This window comes from Pseudomonas sp. PVC-5-1 (assembly GCF_057444345.1).
Window position 1 is genome coordinate 1507370 of sequence record NZ_CM172024.1, and the last position, 14890, is coordinate 1522259.

At 64.5% G+C, this 14890-nt stretch carries 17 protein-coding genes; 10 read left to right on the top strand and 7 right to left on the bottom strand.

Annotation, left to right across the window (positions count from 1 at the left end; translation table 11 throughout):
• Positions 1-142: 142 nt before the first annotated feature.
• Positions 143-463 carry a hypothetical protein gene (locus AC2T3R_RS06880; RefSeq protein ID WP_024086500.1) on the bottom strand — a complete coding sequence of 107 codons (321 nt, stop codon included), beginning with the start codon at positions 461-463 and terminating at the stop codon, positions 143-145.
• 86 nt (positions 464-549) lie between these two features.
• Positions 550-1140, bottom strand: coding sequence for a cysteine hydrolase family protein (locus AC2T3R_RS06885; protein ID WP_486744823.1), 591 nt, complete (start codon positions 1138-1140; stop codon positions 550-552).
• A gap of 180 nt (positions 1141-1320) precedes the next feature.
• On the opposite strand from AC2T3R_RS06885, the gene prmB reads away from it, so the two are divergent.
• Entirely contained in the window at positions 1321-2229 is a 909-nt protein-coding gene (gene prmB / locus AC2T3R_RS06890; protein ID WP_397462446.1) for a 50S ribosomal protein L3 N(5)-glutamine methyltransferase, read from the top strand.
• A gap of 109 nt (positions 2230-2338) precedes the next feature.
• Here the strand turns inward: prmB and AC2T3R_RS06895 are convergent, their stop codons facing one another.
• Entirely contained in the window at positions 2339-3121 is a 783-nt protein-coding gene (locus AC2T3R_RS06895) for a hypothetical protein (RefSeq protein ID WP_486744824.1), read from the bottom strand.
• A 200-nt stretch (positions 3122-3321) separates the two neighbouring features.
• Positions 3322-4284, bottom strand: coding sequence for an alpha/beta hydrolase (locus AC2T3R_RS06900; protein ID WP_486744825.1), 963 nt, complete (start codon positions 4282-4284; stop codon positions 3322-3324).
• Between the two features lie 236 nt (positions 4285-4520).
• Here AC2T3R_RS06900 and aroC point away from each other — a divergent pair, with 236 nt between their 5' ends.
• From aroC to AC2T3R_RS06915, 3 genes are all read left to right on the top strand, one after another.
• A complete protein-coding gene (aroC, locus tag AC2T3R_RS06905) occupies positions 4521-5612 on the top strand; it encodes a chorismate synthase (protein WP_486744826.1) in 1092 nt (363 codons plus the stop codon).
• 132 nt (positions 5613-5744) lie between these two features.
• Complete coding sequence (locus AC2T3R_RS06910; RefSeq protein WP_015269353.1) at positions 5745-6899, top strand: MFS transporter; 1155 nt, start codon at positions 5745-5747, stop codon at positions 6897-6899.
• Complete coding sequence (locus tag AC2T3R_RS06915) at positions 6899-7435, top strand: oxidase (protein WP_486744827.1); 537 nt, start codon at positions 6899-6901, stop codon at positions 7433-7435. The genes AC2T3R_RS06910 and AC2T3R_RS06915 overlap by 1 nt, the downstream gene beginning before the upstream one ends.
• Before the next feature lie 123 nt (positions 7436-7558).
• Here the strand turns inward: AC2T3R_RS06915 and AC2T3R_RS06920 are convergent, their stop codons facing one another.
• The gene (locus AC2T3R_RS06920) at positions 7559-7831 is read right to left on the bottom strand and encodes a DUF3509 domain-containing protein (RefSeq protein ID WP_410951960.1); all 273 of its coding nucleotides are present in this window, start codon (positions 7829-7831) and stop codon (positions 7559-7561) included.
• A 265-nt stretch (positions 7832-8096) separates the two neighbouring features.
• Between AC2T3R_RS06920 and AC2T3R_RS06925 the strand changes: the two genes are divergently transcribed.
• Positions 8097-8621 carry an ankyrin repeat domain-containing protein gene (locus AC2T3R_RS06925; RefSeq protein WP_039614927.1) on the top strand — a complete coding sequence of 175 codons (525 nt, stop codon included), beginning with the start codon at positions 8097-8099 and terminating at the stop codon, positions 8619-8621.
• Between the two features lie 60 nt (positions 8622-8681).
• Positions 8682-9212 (top strand): hypothetical protein, encoded by a 531-nt coding sequence (locus AC2T3R_RS06930; protein WP_015269356.1) that lies wholly within the window; start codon positions 8682-8684, stop codon positions 9210-9212.
• Between the two features lie 123 nt (positions 9213-9335).
• Here the strand turns inward: AC2T3R_RS06930 and AC2T3R_RS06935 are convergent, their stop codons facing one another.
• The gene (locus tag AC2T3R_RS06935) at positions 9336-10274 is read right to left on the bottom strand and encodes a ZIP family metal transporter (protein ID WP_013971514.1); all 939 of its coding nucleotides are present in this window, start codon (positions 10272-10274) and stop codon (positions 9336-9338) included.
• Between the two features lie 125 nt (positions 10275-10399).
• Between AC2T3R_RS06935 and AC2T3R_RS06940 the strand changes: the two genes are divergently transcribed.
• The 4 genes from AC2T3R_RS06940 (at position 10400) to AC2T3R_RS06955 (ending at position 13861) form a co-directional block, all read left to right on the top strand.
• Positions 10400-10591 carry a PLDc N-terminal domain-containing protein gene (locus AC2T3R_RS06940; protein WP_012271091.1) on the top strand — a complete coding sequence of 64 codons (192 nt, stop codon included), beginning with the start codon at positions 10400-10402 and terminating at the stop codon, positions 10589-10591.
• A 241-nt stretch (positions 10592-10832) separates the two neighbouring features.
• The gene (locus AC2T3R_RS06945; protein WP_410951959.1) at positions 10833-12908 is read left to right on the top strand and encodes an LTA synthase family protein; all 2076 of its coding nucleotides are present in this window, start codon (positions 10833-10835) and stop codon (positions 12906-12908) included.
• Positions 12909-13115: 207 nt separating this feature from the next.
• Entirely contained in the window at positions 13116-13352 is a 237-nt protein-coding gene (locus tag AC2T3R_RS06950) for a hypothetical protein (protein ID WP_015269359.1), read from the top strand.
• A 176-nt stretch (positions 13353-13528) separates the two neighbouring features.
• Positions 13529-13861, top strand: coding sequence for a ribonuclease E inhibitor RraB (locus AC2T3R_RS06955; protein WP_003260395.1), 333 nt, complete (start codon positions 13529-13531; stop codon positions 13859-13861).
• 115 nt (positions 13862-13976) lie between these two features.
• On the opposite strand, the gene AC2T3R_RS06960 is transcribed toward AC2T3R_RS06955, so the two are convergent.
• Positions 13977-14777, bottom strand: coding sequence for a c-type cytochrome (locus tag AC2T3R_RS06960; protein ID WP_410951958.1), 801 nt, complete (start codon positions 14775-14777; stop codon positions 13977-13979).
• Between the last annotated feature and the right edge of the window lie 113 nt (positions 14778-14890).

Below are 14890 nucleotides of genomic sequence, written 5' to 3' on the forward strand. Positions count from 1 at the left end.
ACTGTGGGGCCTTGTGCAGCCTGTGCCGGCCCTTTCGCGGGCACGCCCGCTCCCACAGGGATATCACAGGGGCTGAAGGCAGCGGGGTACCTGTGGGAGCGGGCGTGCCCGCGAAAAGGCCGATTCAGGCAATACAACCCCATCAGTCATGCTTCTTCATCAGGTGCGGCGACAGGTTCAGTTCCCGCCCGCGGCGCAGGCGAATGCGGCTGCGCCGCCAGAAGCGCACGCCCAGCCACAGCAGCAGCAAACCGGCCACGGTGAGGATGCCGGCCAGTGGTTTGTTGGCATTGAGCTCCGCCAGGGCAGGGTAGTTGCCCAGCAGGCCGGCAACGCCGGCCATCGCCAACAGCACGCCAAGGGTCGCCAGCATGGCCGACAGGCCGGCCGCCAGGCGGGCACCCCAGTTACGCGGTTCGCGCGGGCGCAGGCGCTTGGCGTCGAAACTGCCTTTGAGCTTCATTCCGCTCTCCTCTGTGGATATCCGGAATTCGACCTGGGGCCGCCCATCGGGTTCCGCCCGGCTGCCGGGCGGTTGTACTCAGCCGCTCAGATCAGGCTGGCGGTGGGGGCCACGCAAGCGAAGTTGTCGGCCATCACGGCCATTTCGCACTGGTGGATCTGCGCGGCCGGGATCACCCTATCCTTGAATGCCAGGTCGCGGGTCGCCGAAGCGTCTTCCACCAGGGTGCAGCGGTAACCATAGTCCTTGGCGCGGCGTACCGTGGTGCTGACGCTGGAGTGGCTCATGAAACCGCAGACGATCAGGTCCAGGTGGCCCAGCGCCTGCAGGGTCTCATGCAGCTGGGTGTTCTTGAATGCGTTGGGCATGCGTTTTTCGATGACGATTTCGCCTTCCTGCGGCTCCAGCCCCGGAATGAACTGGCCGGCCGGCCCTTGCGGGTCGAAGCGGCCACCGACAGTGCCCAGGTGGCGAACGTGGATGATCGGACGGCCGCTCTTGCGCGCGGCGTCGAGCAACCTGGCGATGTTGGCCACGGCCTCGTCCATGCCCGACAGCGCCAGGGGCCCGCTGAGGTACTCCTTTTGCGCATCGATGATGATCAGGCTGGCGTGGCTCAGCTTGGCCGGCGGGTAGTCGCGGCCAGTGAGGCGAAACATCGTGGTTGGAACGGACATCAAGGGCTCCTTGGATAGGGCTTTTGTATACCTATTCTCCCCTGCCTTGGCGCCAATGGGAATGGTTGACAACGCAAGCGGCATGGTTACTGGCTTGTGGCTAGCCATTGGGTAAGGCAAAGGAACAAATGTGCGGGTGGGGCTGTTAGACTTTTGTCCGGTCTGAATTAGGAGTACCCCGTGATCACATCCCGCCTGCGCACGCTGCGCGACTACATCCGCTGGGCGGTCAGCCGCTTCCACGAGCACGACCTGTTCTTCGGCCATGGTGCCGACAATGCCTGGGACGAGGCCCGCCTGCTGGTACTGGGGGCGGTGCACCTGCCGTGGGAGGTGGCCGACAGCTATCTGGACTGCATGCTCGAGGACGACGAGCGGGTACGCCTGCAGCACCTGCTCAAGCGCCGTATCGAAGAACGCGTGCCGGCCGCCTACCTTTTGGGCGAAGCCTGGTTCTGCGGCATGTCGTTCATCGTCGACGAGCGCGTGCTGGTGCCGCGTTCGCCGATTGGCGAGCTGATCGAGAAACGCTTCGAGCCGTGGCTGGCGAGCGCGCCGGCGCGCATTCTTGACCTGTGCACCGGTTCTGGCTGCATCGGCATCGTTGCCGCCGACGTGTTCCCCGAGGCCGAGGTAGTGCTGGCCGACCTGTCGTTCGAAGCGCTCGAAGTGGCCAACCAGAACATCGAACGCCACGGCCTGGACGGGCGCGTGTACACCGTGCAGGGCGACGGTTTTGGCGGTTTGCCAGGGCAGCGTTTCGATCTGATCCTGTCCAACCCGCCGTATGTCGATGCCGAAGACTTCGACGACATGCCGGCCGAGTACCACCACGAGCCCGAGTTGGGCCTGGCCTGCGGCAACGATGGCCTGGACCTGGTGCGGCGCATGCTGGCCGAGGCGGCGGACCACCTGACCGACAAGGGCTTGCTGATTGTCGAGGTGGGCAACAGCCAGGTGCATGTCGAGGCGCTATACCCCGAGGTGGACTTTGCCTGGCTGGAGTTCGAGCGCGGTGGGCACGGGGTGTTCATGCTGACCGCCGAGCAGTGCCGCCAGCATCAGGAACTGTTCAAGGCCCGGGTCTGACTTCAGGGCCCATTCGCGGGCTTGCCCGCTCCCACAGGTACAGCGCTGTCCTCAGGCTTTGCGCAATTCCTGTGGGAGTGGGCAAGCCCGCGAAGCAGGCGACGCGGTGTCAGCGCGTGGCAATCCAGATCAGCAACCCCGCCTGGAACACCGCAAACGCCACCAGGCAGGTAATGGTAAAGCGCAACCCGCTGTCTTCACGCTGGTACTTGGCAACCCGTTCATCCCGCTCACGCAGTTGCCCTTCCTTCTCCTGCAACTGCTGGTCAGCCTGCTGCAGCAGGCCGGCAGCATCCAGTATCCCCACTCGCTGCAAGCGCTCGCTGTTCCACGCCCCCTTGAGCTCGCCCACCGTCATTTCCACGGAACGGCCCTTCAGATGCTGGCTGTCCTCGTACTCCACCTCGATACCCATCCCGCGCAGGCAGTGGTCACGACGCAGGCGTGAGTCTTCGTTCAGCGCATCCTTGCTCGGCAGCGCCATGCCCTCGATCCGGTAGTGCGACCACTTGCGCTGCAGCCACTGCGCGGCCTGGGCCAGCAGGAAGCGGCCGATGCCACGGTTCAGCGGCTCCAGTTGCAGGCCATGTTCATTGCCAATGCGCACCAGGCGCGCGGAGTGGTCGACGCGAATGTCCAGGCGGTTCTGTTCCTTGTGCACCTTTTGCCCGGGCAGCTGGATTTCCATGCGCAGCAGGCTGTGGGCCTTGTCGTGGCGTTCGGCATAGCCGAACTGCACGAAGCGCAGGGGCCGCGCGCCGGTGTTGCGGTCGGTGGGCAGGGCGGCCAGGCGCAACAGCTGGAAGTGTTCGGCGGCCAGCTCGGCCCAGGGCAGGGCAGGGCTTTCCTCGGGCTCTTCGGCTGGCTCTACGGCGGCGGGGGCGGTTGTCATCAGGGCTTGTCCTTGGGTACGGGCATGCGGCAGGGGCTGCTGCGCAGCCCATCGCCGGCAAGCCAGCTCCCACAGGGACCGCAGGGCATTCAGGCCTATTGTGTTCCTGTGGGAGCTGGCTTGCCGGCGATGGGGCGCGCCAGCGGCCCCAAAGTTCCGCTAATACTGAAATATCGGCCGTACCGGCCAAGACCTGAGGGTCAGGCAGAAGGCAAATGCTGGATAAACGTCACAATCTGCTCGCCAAGCTCCCTTGCCAGCGGCAGTTCTGGGTTGAGGTAGCTGTCGCGCTGTTGGCTCATTGCCTTGGGGCTGATGCGCAGCATGTGGTTCATGCCATCGATCAGCACCAGTTGGGCATCCGGCTTGGCCGCCTTCAGTCGTTCGGCGTCGATCACGCCCACCTGCACGTCGTTGCGCCCCTGCACGATCAGCGCGGGCATGGGCAGGCGGGCGAAGGCCGCCGCCGGGTTTTGCTGGAACAGCGAAATCAGGTAGGGCTGCACGCTAGGGCGGAACACCTGACGCAGCGGCGCTGGTACCTCCAGGCTGGTCTGCCCGGCCTGCAGGCGGTCGAGCAGGGCGCTACCGCCGGCCAGTTGTGCCGGTGGCAGGCGCTGTGCCAGCTGTTCGCGCAGCACGTCGGCCAGCGGTCGGCCGCTGCCAGCCAGGGTAATCACTGCGCTGGCGCCGGCCTTCTCGGCGGCCAGGCTGGCGATCAGCGCGCCTTCGCTGTGGCCGATCAGGATCAACGGGCCGAAGCGCGGGTCGGCCTTGAGCTTGCGGCTCCAGGCGACCACGTCTGCTACATAGCGCTCCACGCTCAGGTCACGTTCGTCGGGCGTGGCCGGTTGGCTGGCGGCCACCCCGCGCTTGTCGTAGCGCACGCTGGCGATGTGTTCGTTGGCCAGCAGCAGAGCCAGGCGCTTGAGGTTGTCGACCCGGCCTGACGCCGGGTTGTTGCCGTCACGGTCGGTGGGGCCGGAGCCGGCGATGATCAGCACCACCGGTGGCGGGGTTGGCTGCTGCGGCAGCAGCAGGCTGCCGTGCAGCACGCCCTGGCCGGTGTCGAGGTCGATCGGGCGTTGCAGCACGGTGGGGGTGGCGGCCTGGGCCAGGCCGGTGCACAGCAGGAAGAAGAGGGCGACGAGGCGCGACATCATTCGGTACTACATGGGGAGATGAGGGTTTGACCCAGTGTTTGCGGGAAGGTTCTTGGGCCTTGCCTGGCAGGTTCGGCCTCTTCGCGGGCTCGCCCGCTCCCACAGGTTTACCACAGGCCTGAGTCGTGTGGGGTACCTGTGGGAGCGGGCGAGCCCGCGAAGAGGCCAGCACAGGCGATCAATCCATCTGTATACTGCCGCTTTCGTTCACTTCAGGCAGATCTCGCGGAGCGTCCATGTCCGGCAATACCTACGGCAAGCTGTTCACTGTCACCACCGCTGGCGAGAGCCATGGCCCGGCGTTGGTCGCCATTGTCGATGGATGCCCACCGGGCCTGGAGATTTCTCTCGACGACCTGCAGCGCGACCTTGACCGGCGCAAGCCCGGCACCAGCCGGCACACCACCCAGCGCCAGGAGGCCGACGAGGTGGAAATCCTCTCCGGCGTATTCGAAGGCCGCACCACCGGTTGCTCGATCGGCCTGCTGATCCGCAACACCGACCAGAAGTCCAAGGACTACTCGGCGATCAAGGACCTGTTCCGCCCGGCCCACGCCGACTACACCTACCACCACAAGTACGGCGTTCGCGACTACCGCGGCGGTGGCCGCAGCTCGGCGCGCGAAACCGCCATGCGTGTGGCCGCCGGTGCCATCGCCAAGAAATACCTGGCCACCCAAGGCATCACCGTGCGCGGCTACATGAGCCAGCTGGGCCCGATCGAAATCCCGTTCAAGACCTGGGAGTCGGTGGAGCAGAACGCTTTCTTCAGCCCTGACCCGAGCAAAGTGCCGGAGCTGGAGGCCTACATGGACCAGCTGCGCCGTGACCAGGACTCGGTGGGTGCCAAGATTACCGTGGTCGCCGAAGGCGTGATGCCGGGCCTGGGCGAGCCTATCTTCGACCGCCTCGATGCCGAACTGGCCCACGCGCTGATGAGCATCAACGCGGTAAAGGGCGTGGAAATCGGCGCCGGCTTCGCCAGCGTGGCCCAGCGCGGCACCGAGCACCGTGACGAACTGACCCCGGAAGGCTTCCTCAGCAACAACGCTGGCGGCATCCTCGGCGGTATTTCCTCGGGCCAGCCGATCGTTGCCCACCTGGCGCTGAAGCCGACCTCCAGCATCACCACCCCAGGCCGCTCCATCGACATCGACGGCAACCCGGTGGACGTCATCACCAAAGGCCGCCACGACCCGTGCGTGGGCATCCGCGCCACGCCGATCGCCGAGGCGATGATGGCCATCGTGCTGATGGACCACCTGCTGCGCCACCGCGCGCAGAATGCCGATGTGAAGGTGAATACCCCGGTGCTGGGCCAGCTCTGATTCGCTTGCACTGGCCCTATCGCCGGCAAGCCAGCTCCCACAGGATTACCACAAGCCTGAACATTGTGGGGTACCTGTGGGAGCTGGCTTGCCGGCGATAGGGCCAGTACCGGCAACCCCATAGGCCACCCCATGCAACCAATCCCCTACTGGCGCCTGTCCAGCTTCTACCTGTTCTACTTCGCCCTGCTCGGCTCCACCGCCCCGTTCCTGGCGCTGTACTTCGACCACCTGGGCTTCTCTCCGGCACGCATCGGCGAGCTGGTGGCCATCCCCATGCTCATGCGCTGCATCGCCCCCAACCTGTGGGGCTGGCTGGGTGACCGCACTGGCCAGCGCTTGCTGATCGTGCGCCTGGGCGCGCTATCTACCCTGGCCACCTTCGCCCTGATCTTCCTTGGCAAAAGCTACGCCTGGCTGGCGCTGGTCATGGCCCTGCACGCATTCTTCTGGCATGCGGTGCTGCCGCAGTTCGAGGTCATCACCCTGGCCCACCTGCACGGGCAAACCGCGCGCTACAGCCAGGTGCGCCTGTGGGGCTCGATCGGCTTCATACTCACCGTGGTCGGCCTGGGCCGGCTGTTCGAGTGGCTGAGCCTGGACATCTACCCGGTGGCGCTGGTCACGATCATGGCCGGCATCGTCGCCGCCAGCCTGTGGGTGCCCAATGCCCAGCCGGTGGAGCAGGGCGAGCGCAGTGGCGCGGGCGGCTTCCTGCAGCAACTGCGGGCGCCGGGGGTGGTCGCGTTCTACGCCTGCGTGGCACTGATGCAACTCAGCCACGGGCCGTACTACACCTTCCTCACCCTGCACCTGGAGCACTTGGGCTATGCCCGGGGTGCCATCGGTCTGCTGTGGGCACTGGGGGTGGTGGCCGAAGTACTGGTGTTCATGGCCATGAGCCGTATCTTCGCGCGCTTTTCGGTGCAGCGGGTGCTGCTGGCCAGCTTCGTGCTGGCGGCGCTGCGCTGGCTGTTGCTGGGCAACCTGGCCGGCGAGCCGGCGGTGCTGGTGTTTGCCCAGGTGTTGCACGCGGCCACCTTCGGCTGCTTCCATGCCGCCAGCATCGCTTTCGTCCAGGCCAGCTTCGGCGCCCGCCAGCAGGGCCAGGGTCAGGCGCTGTATGCGGCGCTGTCGGGCACTGGCGGTGCGCTGGGGGCGTTGTACTCGGGTTACAGCTGGAAACTGCTGGGGCCCACCTTCACCTTTGGTATGGCCAGTGCCGCAGCCTTGGCTGCAGCCGTTATCATTGCCCTTTGTTCGCAACCGACCAGGACCCGCCCCTGATGAGCATTCTCAGCGTTTTCCACCCCTCCAGCCCGGAACTGCCGAACAAGGTGTTGACCCACCACGACGATATCGTTGCCACCCTGGCCGAGCAGGGCGTGCGCTTTGCCCATGCCGAGCATGGCCTGCGTGTGCGCCCTGGCACCGCCCAGGAGGAGGTACTGGAGGCCTGTCGCGAGCACCTTGACCAGTTGATGACGGCGCATGGCAGCAAGGCTTTCGTGGTACTCAACCGTGAGGGTGAGGCCCCTGCGCAGGTGGACGTTCGCGATGAGCATGTGCATGACGCCGATGAGGTGTTTGCCGTGGTCAGCGGGCGGGCTCAGGTTGGCCTGCGTGCGGGGGATTGGGTGTATTCGGTGCTGTGCGAGAAGGGCGACCAGCTGGTGCTGCCGGCGGGGACTCGGCGCTGGGTCGAGCTGGGCGATACACCGTTTTGCTTGGTGTTGCGGTTGTACAGCAGCGAGGAAGGGATGCAGCCGAGATTTACCGGGGATGTGACTGCGCGGGCGTTTCTGGGCATCGACGAACTGTAATGGCTTTACCGGCCTCTTCGCGGGCTAGCCCGCTCCCACGGGGATATCGCCGAGCCTGAGGACAGCGCTATGCCTGTGGGAGCGGGCGAGCCCGCGAAGAGGCCAGATCAACCAATACAAAACTCAGCGATAAGTCGGCAAGGCAAACCGCTGCTGGCTCTGCAGCATCGAAATCACCGGCAGTTCACTGGCCTGCTCGGCCAAATCGCGGCGAATCGCACTGATCGCCCAGGACAGCTGCTCGGCACTGTGCAATTGCGCGTAGGTCAGCACGCGGCGGGTGACCTTGCCATCAGATGCGCGCAGGGTCAGCAGCACACCGCCGTCTGGGCGGGCCTGGGTATTCACCTGGTAGGCAGAAAATACCGAAACGAACTTTTCCTGGATGAGGTCCATATCAACTCCTGGCTGTTGCGTGGCAGACGTGAGTTGATGGTTGCAGTGACCGTGCCAGGAAGCTTTTTCTGAAAAAATCCTTAAATTTCAGTCAGTTATTTGTTTTTTGCCGAAGCGCTATCGTGCAGCCTGCATGGTCGTGCATTTTGCACAGTGCATATTGCACGACCCGTGGCCAGCTATCGCCCCGATAGAATCTGAACCTTTGACCCGGCAGCCTTGCCTGACAAAGACTTGGGCAACGATTTCTGCCAGGAGGTTCCAAATGTCCAGCCAACCCACGCCCACCACCATGACCGACGACGAGACTGCCGCCTTTGCCGAGCAGGTGTTCGAACGTGCCCGCCAGGGCGATGCCGAGATGCTCGGGCGCCTGCTGGCCAGCGGCCTGCCGGCCAACCTGCGCAACCACAAGGGCGACACCCTGCTGATGCTGGCCAGCTACCACGGCCACCACGACGCAGTGCGTGTGCTGCTGGCGCATGGCGCCGACCCGCTGATTGCCAACGATAACGGCCAACTGCCCATCGCCGGCGCTGCGTTCAAGGGGGACCTGGCCATGATTCGCCTGTTGCTGGAGCACGGCGTACCGGTGGACGCCGCCGCGCAGGATGGCCGCACCGCACTGATGCTGGCAGCCATGTTCAACCGCAGCGAAATCCTCGAGTACCTGCTGGCCCAGGGTGCCGACCCGGCCCGTCAGGATGCCCGTGGTACCACCGCACTGATGGCAGCGCAAACCATGGGGGCCGTTGACGCCGCAGCGCGCCTGCAAGTGCTGGCCGGCTAACCGCAAGGGGGCATTTGCGGCTATCCTTGGCGACTTTTCACCCGTCGCAGGCCCCCTTTCATGAAAACTCAGTTGCTCGAATTCATCAGCCTCATTGGCGCTGGCTGCATGCGCGAGGAAGACATCGAGCGCATCGCCGACGAGGCCGCCCAGGCCTACGCCGACCCCGCCGCCTTCCTGGCCGCCAACCCCGACATCAACTACGACGACAGCTTCCCCATTCCGCTGGGCGAATGGGTGGTGCTGGGCAGCCTGCCGGACACCGTGGTGTTCCAGGCCGACAGCTACCAGGACCTGTTCCAGCAGATCAGCGATTCGTTCGACCAGAGCGTGCCGTTCACCCTCAAGCCCAAACAACTGGCCCGCACCGAGCCGCTGACCGCGCTCAATCGCATTCAGGTGCAGATGGGGGCGCTGAACAAAGAGGCGGGCGGGTATGTGCTGCTCAACTTCAGCCAGTTGCTGGATGACGAGCTGCAGATGGTGATGGTAGGGCAGAACGACCTGGCGCGGGTGCTGGAGCTGGGGGCTGAGGTGGGGATCAAGGTCGAGCCGGCCCTGGAGGCCCTGAAGGTCGCCGTGCACATCTGATTTCAGCGTTTGCTTCTTCGCGGGCATGCCCGCTCCCACAGGATAATCACTGGGCCCGAGGGCAGTGGAGTCCTGTGGGAGCGGGCAAGCCCGCGAAGAGGCCGGTTCAGGCAACCTGAATAATCAGCCCAATGCGGTATCGAGGAACATCATTACCGCAAACCCACCCATCAACCCCAGGGTCGCCGCCGTCTGGTGCCCATTGCGGTGGGTTTCGGGTATCACCTCGTGGCTCACCACGAAGATCATCGCCCCCGCCGCCAGCCCCATGCTGACCGGGTAGGCCAAGGCAAAGCCGGTCGAAATCCCCAGGCCGATCACCGCACCCAGCGGCTCCATCAGCCCAGACCCGATCGCCACCAGTGCAGCCTTCAGGTTCGACAACCCGGTAGCGCGCAATGCCAGCGCCACGGCCAGCCCCTCGGGGATGTCCTGGATGGCGATGGCGCTGGTCAGTGGCAGGCCGATGTTCATGTCGCCATTGGCAAAGCTCACGCCAATGGCCATGCCCTCAGGCAGGTTGTGCAGGGTAATCGCCAGCACGAACAACCACACCCGGCTGATGCGCTCGGCCTCCGGGCCGCAAGGGCCGGTGCTTTCGTGTTCATGCGGGGTGAAGCGGTCCAGGCCCAGCATCAGCAGCACGCCCAGGCCCATGCCCAGCACCACGGTAAAGGCCGCGGCCGGGCCGTTGCCGGTAATTTCGCGGGCGGCATCCAGGCCCGGCAGAATCAGCGAAAACGAACTGGCCGCCAGCATCATGCCGGCGGCAAAACCCAGCATCACATCCTGGGTGCGGGCCCTGACATCGCGCAGCACCACTGCCAGCACTGCGCCCAGCGCCGTGGCGCCAAAGCCGGACAACCCGCCCAGTGCGGCCAGGTGAAGGTTTTCGGCGTGGTCGCCGTTCACTGCGTTCCACAGGCTGGCGGCCAGCAGTAGCAACACCGCCAGCAGGCTCAACCCCAGGCCGGCGCTGAGCCACGGGGTGTTCACGGCCTGCTGGCGCCAGGCGTTCAGCAGCGAGGTCGGGGCGGCGCTTTGAGTGTGGGCGGGGGGCATGTGAACCTCGAATCAGTGAATAACGGCAGTCTACTCAGGGACCTGCGGCAATCGCCAAGGATTCCCTTCTATCGCCTTGATAGCTGACTATGCTGTGCAGCAAAGCCTTTGACAGGAGTTTTGGCATGGGGTCGACGTTCAACAGCCTGGTCGGGCTGATCATCCTGGCCCTGGATATCTGGGCCATCCTGAATGTGATCAAGAGTGGCAGCGAAGTGGGCATCAAGGTGTTGTGGATCCTGCTCATCGCCTTGCTGCCGGTGGTGGGGCTGGTGATCTGGGCGATCGCCGGGCCGCGGGGGAATGTGCGGATCTGAATGGCTGTGCTGGCCTCTTCGCGGGCACGCCCGCTCCCACAGGGATATCACCGGCCCCGAGGGCAGTGATCTTCCTGTGGGAGCGGGCGCGCCCGCGAAGAGGCCGTAACAGACAAAAGCGGCAACACCCCCGTGACAAAATTTTCACATTGGTTTAAACAGAATCCGCACCCGCACAATGCTGCGTTGGTATACACCTGCGCCATCTCCGCAAACCCGCAATCCTAGGACTTTCCCATTCATGGCTAACCCGGACGCCTTGAAGCAACGGGGCGCGCGAGCGTCGTTCTCGCCCACCCTGAAAACCCACCTGGCCTACACGCTGCTCAGCGGCCTGGTGATCATGCTGATGCTCAGCCTCGTGCGCCTGGCGCTGCTGGTCTACAACAGCGACATGATCGGCGATACCCCCAGCGCGACCGTCGCAGAAGGCTTTCTCAATGGCTTGCGCTTCGACCTGCGGGTAGTGGTGTACATCAGCATTCCGCTGCTGCTGGCCATCCTCAGCCCCTGGGCCATGGCCCGGCGTGGCCTGTTCCGTTTCTGGCTGACCATCACCTCGAGCGTGGTGATGTTCCTCGGCCTGATGGAAATGGACTTCTATCGCGAGTTCCACCAGCGCCTCAACGGTTTGGTGTTCCAGTACATCAAGGAAGACCCGAAGACCGTGCTGAGCATGCTCTGGTACGGCTTCCCGGTGGTGCGCTACCTGCTGGCCTGGCTGTTCGGCACCTGGCTGCTGAGCCTGCTGTTCAAGGGCATCGACCGCATGACCCGTGGCAACGGTGCCGGCGAGGTCACCCTGCAGCGCCGTGCAGCGCCGTGGTACAACCGCCTGGCGGTGTTCATGGTGATCCTGCTGGTGGCCGTGGTCGCCGCCCGTGGCACCCTGCGCCAGGGCCCGCCGATGCGCTGGGGTGATGCCTTCACCACCGATTCCAACTTCGTCAACCAGCTGGGCCTGAACGGCACCCTGACCCTGATCGATGCTGCCAAGAGCCGCTTCGGCGAAGACCGCGCCAACATCTGGAAGCCGGTGCTGGAGCAGGACGTGGCCACGCAGAGCGTGCGCGAGCAGCTGCTGACCGCCCACGACACCCTGGTCGATGCCGACGAGGCTGCCATCCGCCGCGACTTCGTGCCGCCGGCCGAGCGCACCCTGCCGATCAAGAACGTGGTGGTGATCCTGATGGAAAGCTTCGCCGGCCACTCGGTGGGCGCGCTGGGCAGCCCCAACAACATCACCCCGTACTTCGACAAGCTGGCCAAAGAGGGCCTGCTGTTCGACCGCTTCTTCTCCAACGGCACCCATACCCACCAGGGCATGTTCGCCACCATGGCCTGCTTCCCCAACCTGCCAGGCTTCGAGTACCTGATGCAGACCCCGGAAGGCGGCCACAAGCTCTCCGGCCTGCCAGCCTTGCTCAGCGCCCGCGATTATGACGACGTTTACGTCTACAACGGCGACTTTGCCTGGGACAACCAGTCCGGGTTCTTCGGCAACCAGGGCATGACCACCTTCATTGGCCGTAACGACTTCGTCAACCCGGTGTTCTCCGACCCGACCTGGGGCGTGTCCGATCAGGACATGTTCGACCGCGGCGCCGAAGAGCTGGCCAAGCACGATGGCAAGAAGCCGATCTACGCGCTGCTGCAGACCCTGTCCAACCACACCCCCTACGCGCTGCCCAAAGACCTGCCGGTAGAGCCGGTAACCGGCCAGGGCCGCCTGGACGAGCACCTCACTGCCATGCGCTATTCGGACTGGGCGCTGGGGCAGTTCTTCGAGAAGGCGCGCAAGGAGCCGTACTTCAAGGAAACCCTGTTCGTCATCGTTGGCGACCATGGCTTTGGCAACCACCAGCAGGTCACCGAGCTGGACCTGGGCCGCTTCAACGTGCCGCTGCTGCTGATTGCCCCAGGCATCCAGGAGAAGTTCGGTGCGGTCAACCACACCGTGGGCACCCAGGTCGACATCGTGCCGACCATCATGGGCCGCCTGGGTGGCCAGGCCCGTCACCAGTGCTGGGGCCGCGACCTGCTCAACCTGCCTGAGGGCGACCAGGGCGTGGGCATGATCAAGCCATCGGGTAGCGAGCAGATCGTCGGCCTGGTACAGGGCGACCGTATCCTGATCGAGTCCAAGGACATGACCCCGCGCATGTACCGCTACCAGCTGGGCAGCGAGTTCAAGGCCGAGCTGATCGAAAGCCCGGACCAGCCGGAAATGCTGAAGAAGCTGGAAGCGTATATCCAGACTGCGACCAAGAGCTTGCTGGATAACACTGCCGGTGTAGTGCACGGCACGCCGAAGTAGGTCGGGGCCGTTTCACGGCCCATTCGCGGGCACGCCCGCTCCCACAGGTACAGCACAGGTTTCGGACCTTGTGTTGGCCTGTGGGAGCGGGCGTGCCCGCGAATAGGCCCAACACAAATCCCTCCGACTGAACATTCTCCCCACCTCAAGGTCACTTGTTTCAGGCATCACACACCTTGGTGTTCGTTGACTGAGAGGGTTCGTTCAATGAAAGAGTGGGAAGTCATCTTTGCCGACCAGAAAGGCGTGCTCACCACCCTGACGCTGCGCGGCGACCAGTGCCCCAGCGAAGAGGACGCCGCGCGGGCCATCCGTTCGCACCTGTTCCCGGTGATGGACGAGCTGGACCTCAACGACTTCCAGGACCGCACCATTTCCCCCACCGCACGCTGGCTGAAGGAGCAGAGTGGCGTGACCATCACCAGCATCCACGAAACGCCCTGAACCACACGTTTGCGTGGTGCCCTGGCAGGCACTACGCTGCATGAAGGTGCCGGCCTATTCTGCGGGTCGGCACCGCATCCCTTCGCGTCTTGCATCAGCTCGAACTGCCCGGCCGCTGCCGGCAGGTGCGTAGTGCACGGAAAGTCTATCCATCGCATTATTCAGGAGGACGTTTCATGAGCAGCCAGAACGACGATATCAGCAGCAACGTCCTGCGCCAGATGAAGGCAGGCGGTTTCGACTTCACCCAGATCCACCCCATCGAGTTCTACGCCATATTCCCCGACGAAGCAGGGGCCCGCCGTGCGGCCGGGCAGTTTCGCGGTGAATCGCTGAATGCCCAGGTCAAGGAACTGGGCGACGGTGCATGGCATCTGGAACTGAGCAAGGTCATGTATGCCACCCATGGCGGGATTGGCGACTTTGAAGAGGCCTTCGAGCAGCTGGTGACACCTTATGGCGGTGAGGTGGAAGGGTGGGGGGTCAAGCAGGAGCGGCCCATAGCCTGAGAGTTTTGTGTTGCCTTCTTCGCGGGCTTGCCCGCTCCCACAGGTATCCCACGGCCTTCAAGCCTGTGGTGATCCTGTGGGAGCGGGCAAGCCCGCGAAGAAGCACACACGGCCCTCAAGGCCTGCGCCCAGCCATATGCCTCAAATACGCCAGCAAGTCTTCCAGCTCCGTTTCACTCAACACATTCTCTGCAAACCCTGGCATCTTTGCCTGCGGCCACTGCCGCAGGCTCTGTGGGTCACGAATCAGCTGGCGTAGATATTCCGGCCGAAAGTACTCGGTCGGGTTATGCGGCACATTCAGGTCCGGCCCCACCTGTGCATCTCCCGCGCCGTTCAGCCGGTGACACGCCAGGCAGTTCTGCTGGAACAAGGCAAAGCCCCGGCGCACCGGGCTGTCGGCCGGCAACTTCGGGTCGGGCAGCAGCGCCGGAAAACGCGCTTCGACGGAGGCCTGCTTGCGAATCGTGGAAATCTGGAACGGCCACTGCTCCGGGCGGATACCGCTGGCCTGCGGTGCAGTCCACACCAGGTAGAACGGTCCCGCACTCGGCTTGCCTTGGCCCAGTGGTGGCCATGGCCGGTCAGGTTCCTCCACCGCCAGCCAGGCCTGTGCCGGCCCCTGCTGCAACAGTGGCGCCGCGGGCATTTCGGCGGCAAAACCGTCCAGCGCAACTGCCTGCAGGTGGTCGCTGGCGCTCACGCCGTCCAGCAGCGCGGCCAGCGGCACAGCCCGATAACGCATGGGCTGCTTGTAGGAAACGTCCTGGTCGATGCTGATGTCCCGGGCCTGCGGGTGGTCGAGCAGTTCTTCACTGCTCCATTGGCGCGTCGTGGCGCCCAGTTCAAGGTGCAGTTGCGCCGCCGACAGCGGCAGGCTCAGGAGCAACACTAACAGTGCAAGGCAGTGGCGCATGGGTAATCTCCGACCATCAAGGCCAGCAGGTTACCTGTGCGTTGCCTGTTGGCGCCACAGCGGCAGTCAGCCGAACAAACGTGTAAGGTTCGGCAGGATCAGCAGCAAAGTCG

Excerpts from the sequence above, each read along its gene's own strand:
- AC2T3R_RS06895 (WP_486744824.1), bottom strand. The coding sequence starts at position 3,121 with ATGACAACCGCCCCCGCCGCCGTAGAGCCAGCCGAAGAGCCCGAGGAA.
- AC2T3R_RS06955 (WP_003260395.1), top strand. The coding sequence starts at position 13,529 with ATGAGCAGCCAGAACGACGATATCAGCAGCAACGTCCTGCGCCAGATG.
- AC2T3R_RS06945 (WP_410951959.1), top strand. The coding sequence starts at position 10,833 with ATGGCTAACCCGGACGCCTTGAAGCAACGGGGCGCGCGAGCGTCGTTC.
- AC2T3R_RS06930 (WP_015269356.1), top strand. The coding sequence starts at position 8,682 with ATGAAAACTCAGTTGCTCGAATTCATCAGCCTCATTGGCGCTGGCTGC.
- AC2T3R_RS06880 (WP_024086500.1), bottom strand. The coding sequence starts at position 463 with ATGAAGCTCAAAGGCAGTTTCGACGCCAAGCGCCTGCGCCCGCGCGAA.
- AC2T3R_RS06925 (WP_039614927.1), top strand. The coding sequence starts at position 8,097 with ATGTCCAGCCAACCCACGCCCACCACCATGACCGACGACGAGACTGCC.
- AC2T3R_RS06910 (WP_015269353.1), top strand. The coding sequence starts at position 5,745 with ATGCAACCAATCCCCTACTGGCGCCTGTCCAGCTTCTACCTGTTCTAC.
- AC2T3R_RS06900 (WP_486744825.1), bottom strand. The coding sequence starts at position 4,284 with ATGATGTCGCGCCTCGTCGCCCTCTTCTTCCTGCTGTGCACCGGCCTG.
- AC2T3R_RS06940 (WP_012271091.1), top strand. The coding sequence starts at position 10,400 with ATGGGGTCGACGTTCAACAGCCTGGTCGGGCTGATCATCCTGGCCCTG.
- AC2T3R_RS06920 (WP_410951960.1), bottom strand. The coding sequence starts at position 7,831 with ATGGACCTCATCCAGGAAAAGTTCGTTTCGGTATTTTCTGCCTACCAG.
- AC2T3R_RS06915 (WP_486744827.1), top strand. The coding sequence starts at position 6,899 with ATGAGCATTCTCAGCGTTTTCCACCCCTCCAGCCCGGAACTGCCGAAC.
- AC2T3R_RS06950 (WP_015269359.1), top strand. The coding sequence starts at position 13,116 with ATGAAAGAGTGGGAAGTCATCTTTGCCGACCAGAAAGGCGTGCTCACC.
- AC2T3R_RS06885 (WP_486744823.1), bottom strand. The coding sequence starts at position 1,140 with ATGTCCGTTCCAACCACGATGTTTCGCCTCACTGGCCGCGACTACCCG.
- AC2T3R_RS06960 (WP_410951958.1), bottom strand. The coding sequence starts at position 14,777 with ATGCGCCACTGCCTTGCACTGTTAGTGTTGCTCCTGAGCCTGCCGCTG.
- AC2T3R_RS06935 (WP_013971514.1), bottom strand. The coding sequence starts at position 10,274 with ATGCCCCCCGCCCACACTCAAAGCGCCGCCCCGACCTCGCTGCTGAAC.
- aroC (WP_486744826.1), top strand. The coding sequence starts at position 4,521 with ATGTCCGGCAATACCTACGGCAAGCTGTTCACTGTCACCACCGCTGGC.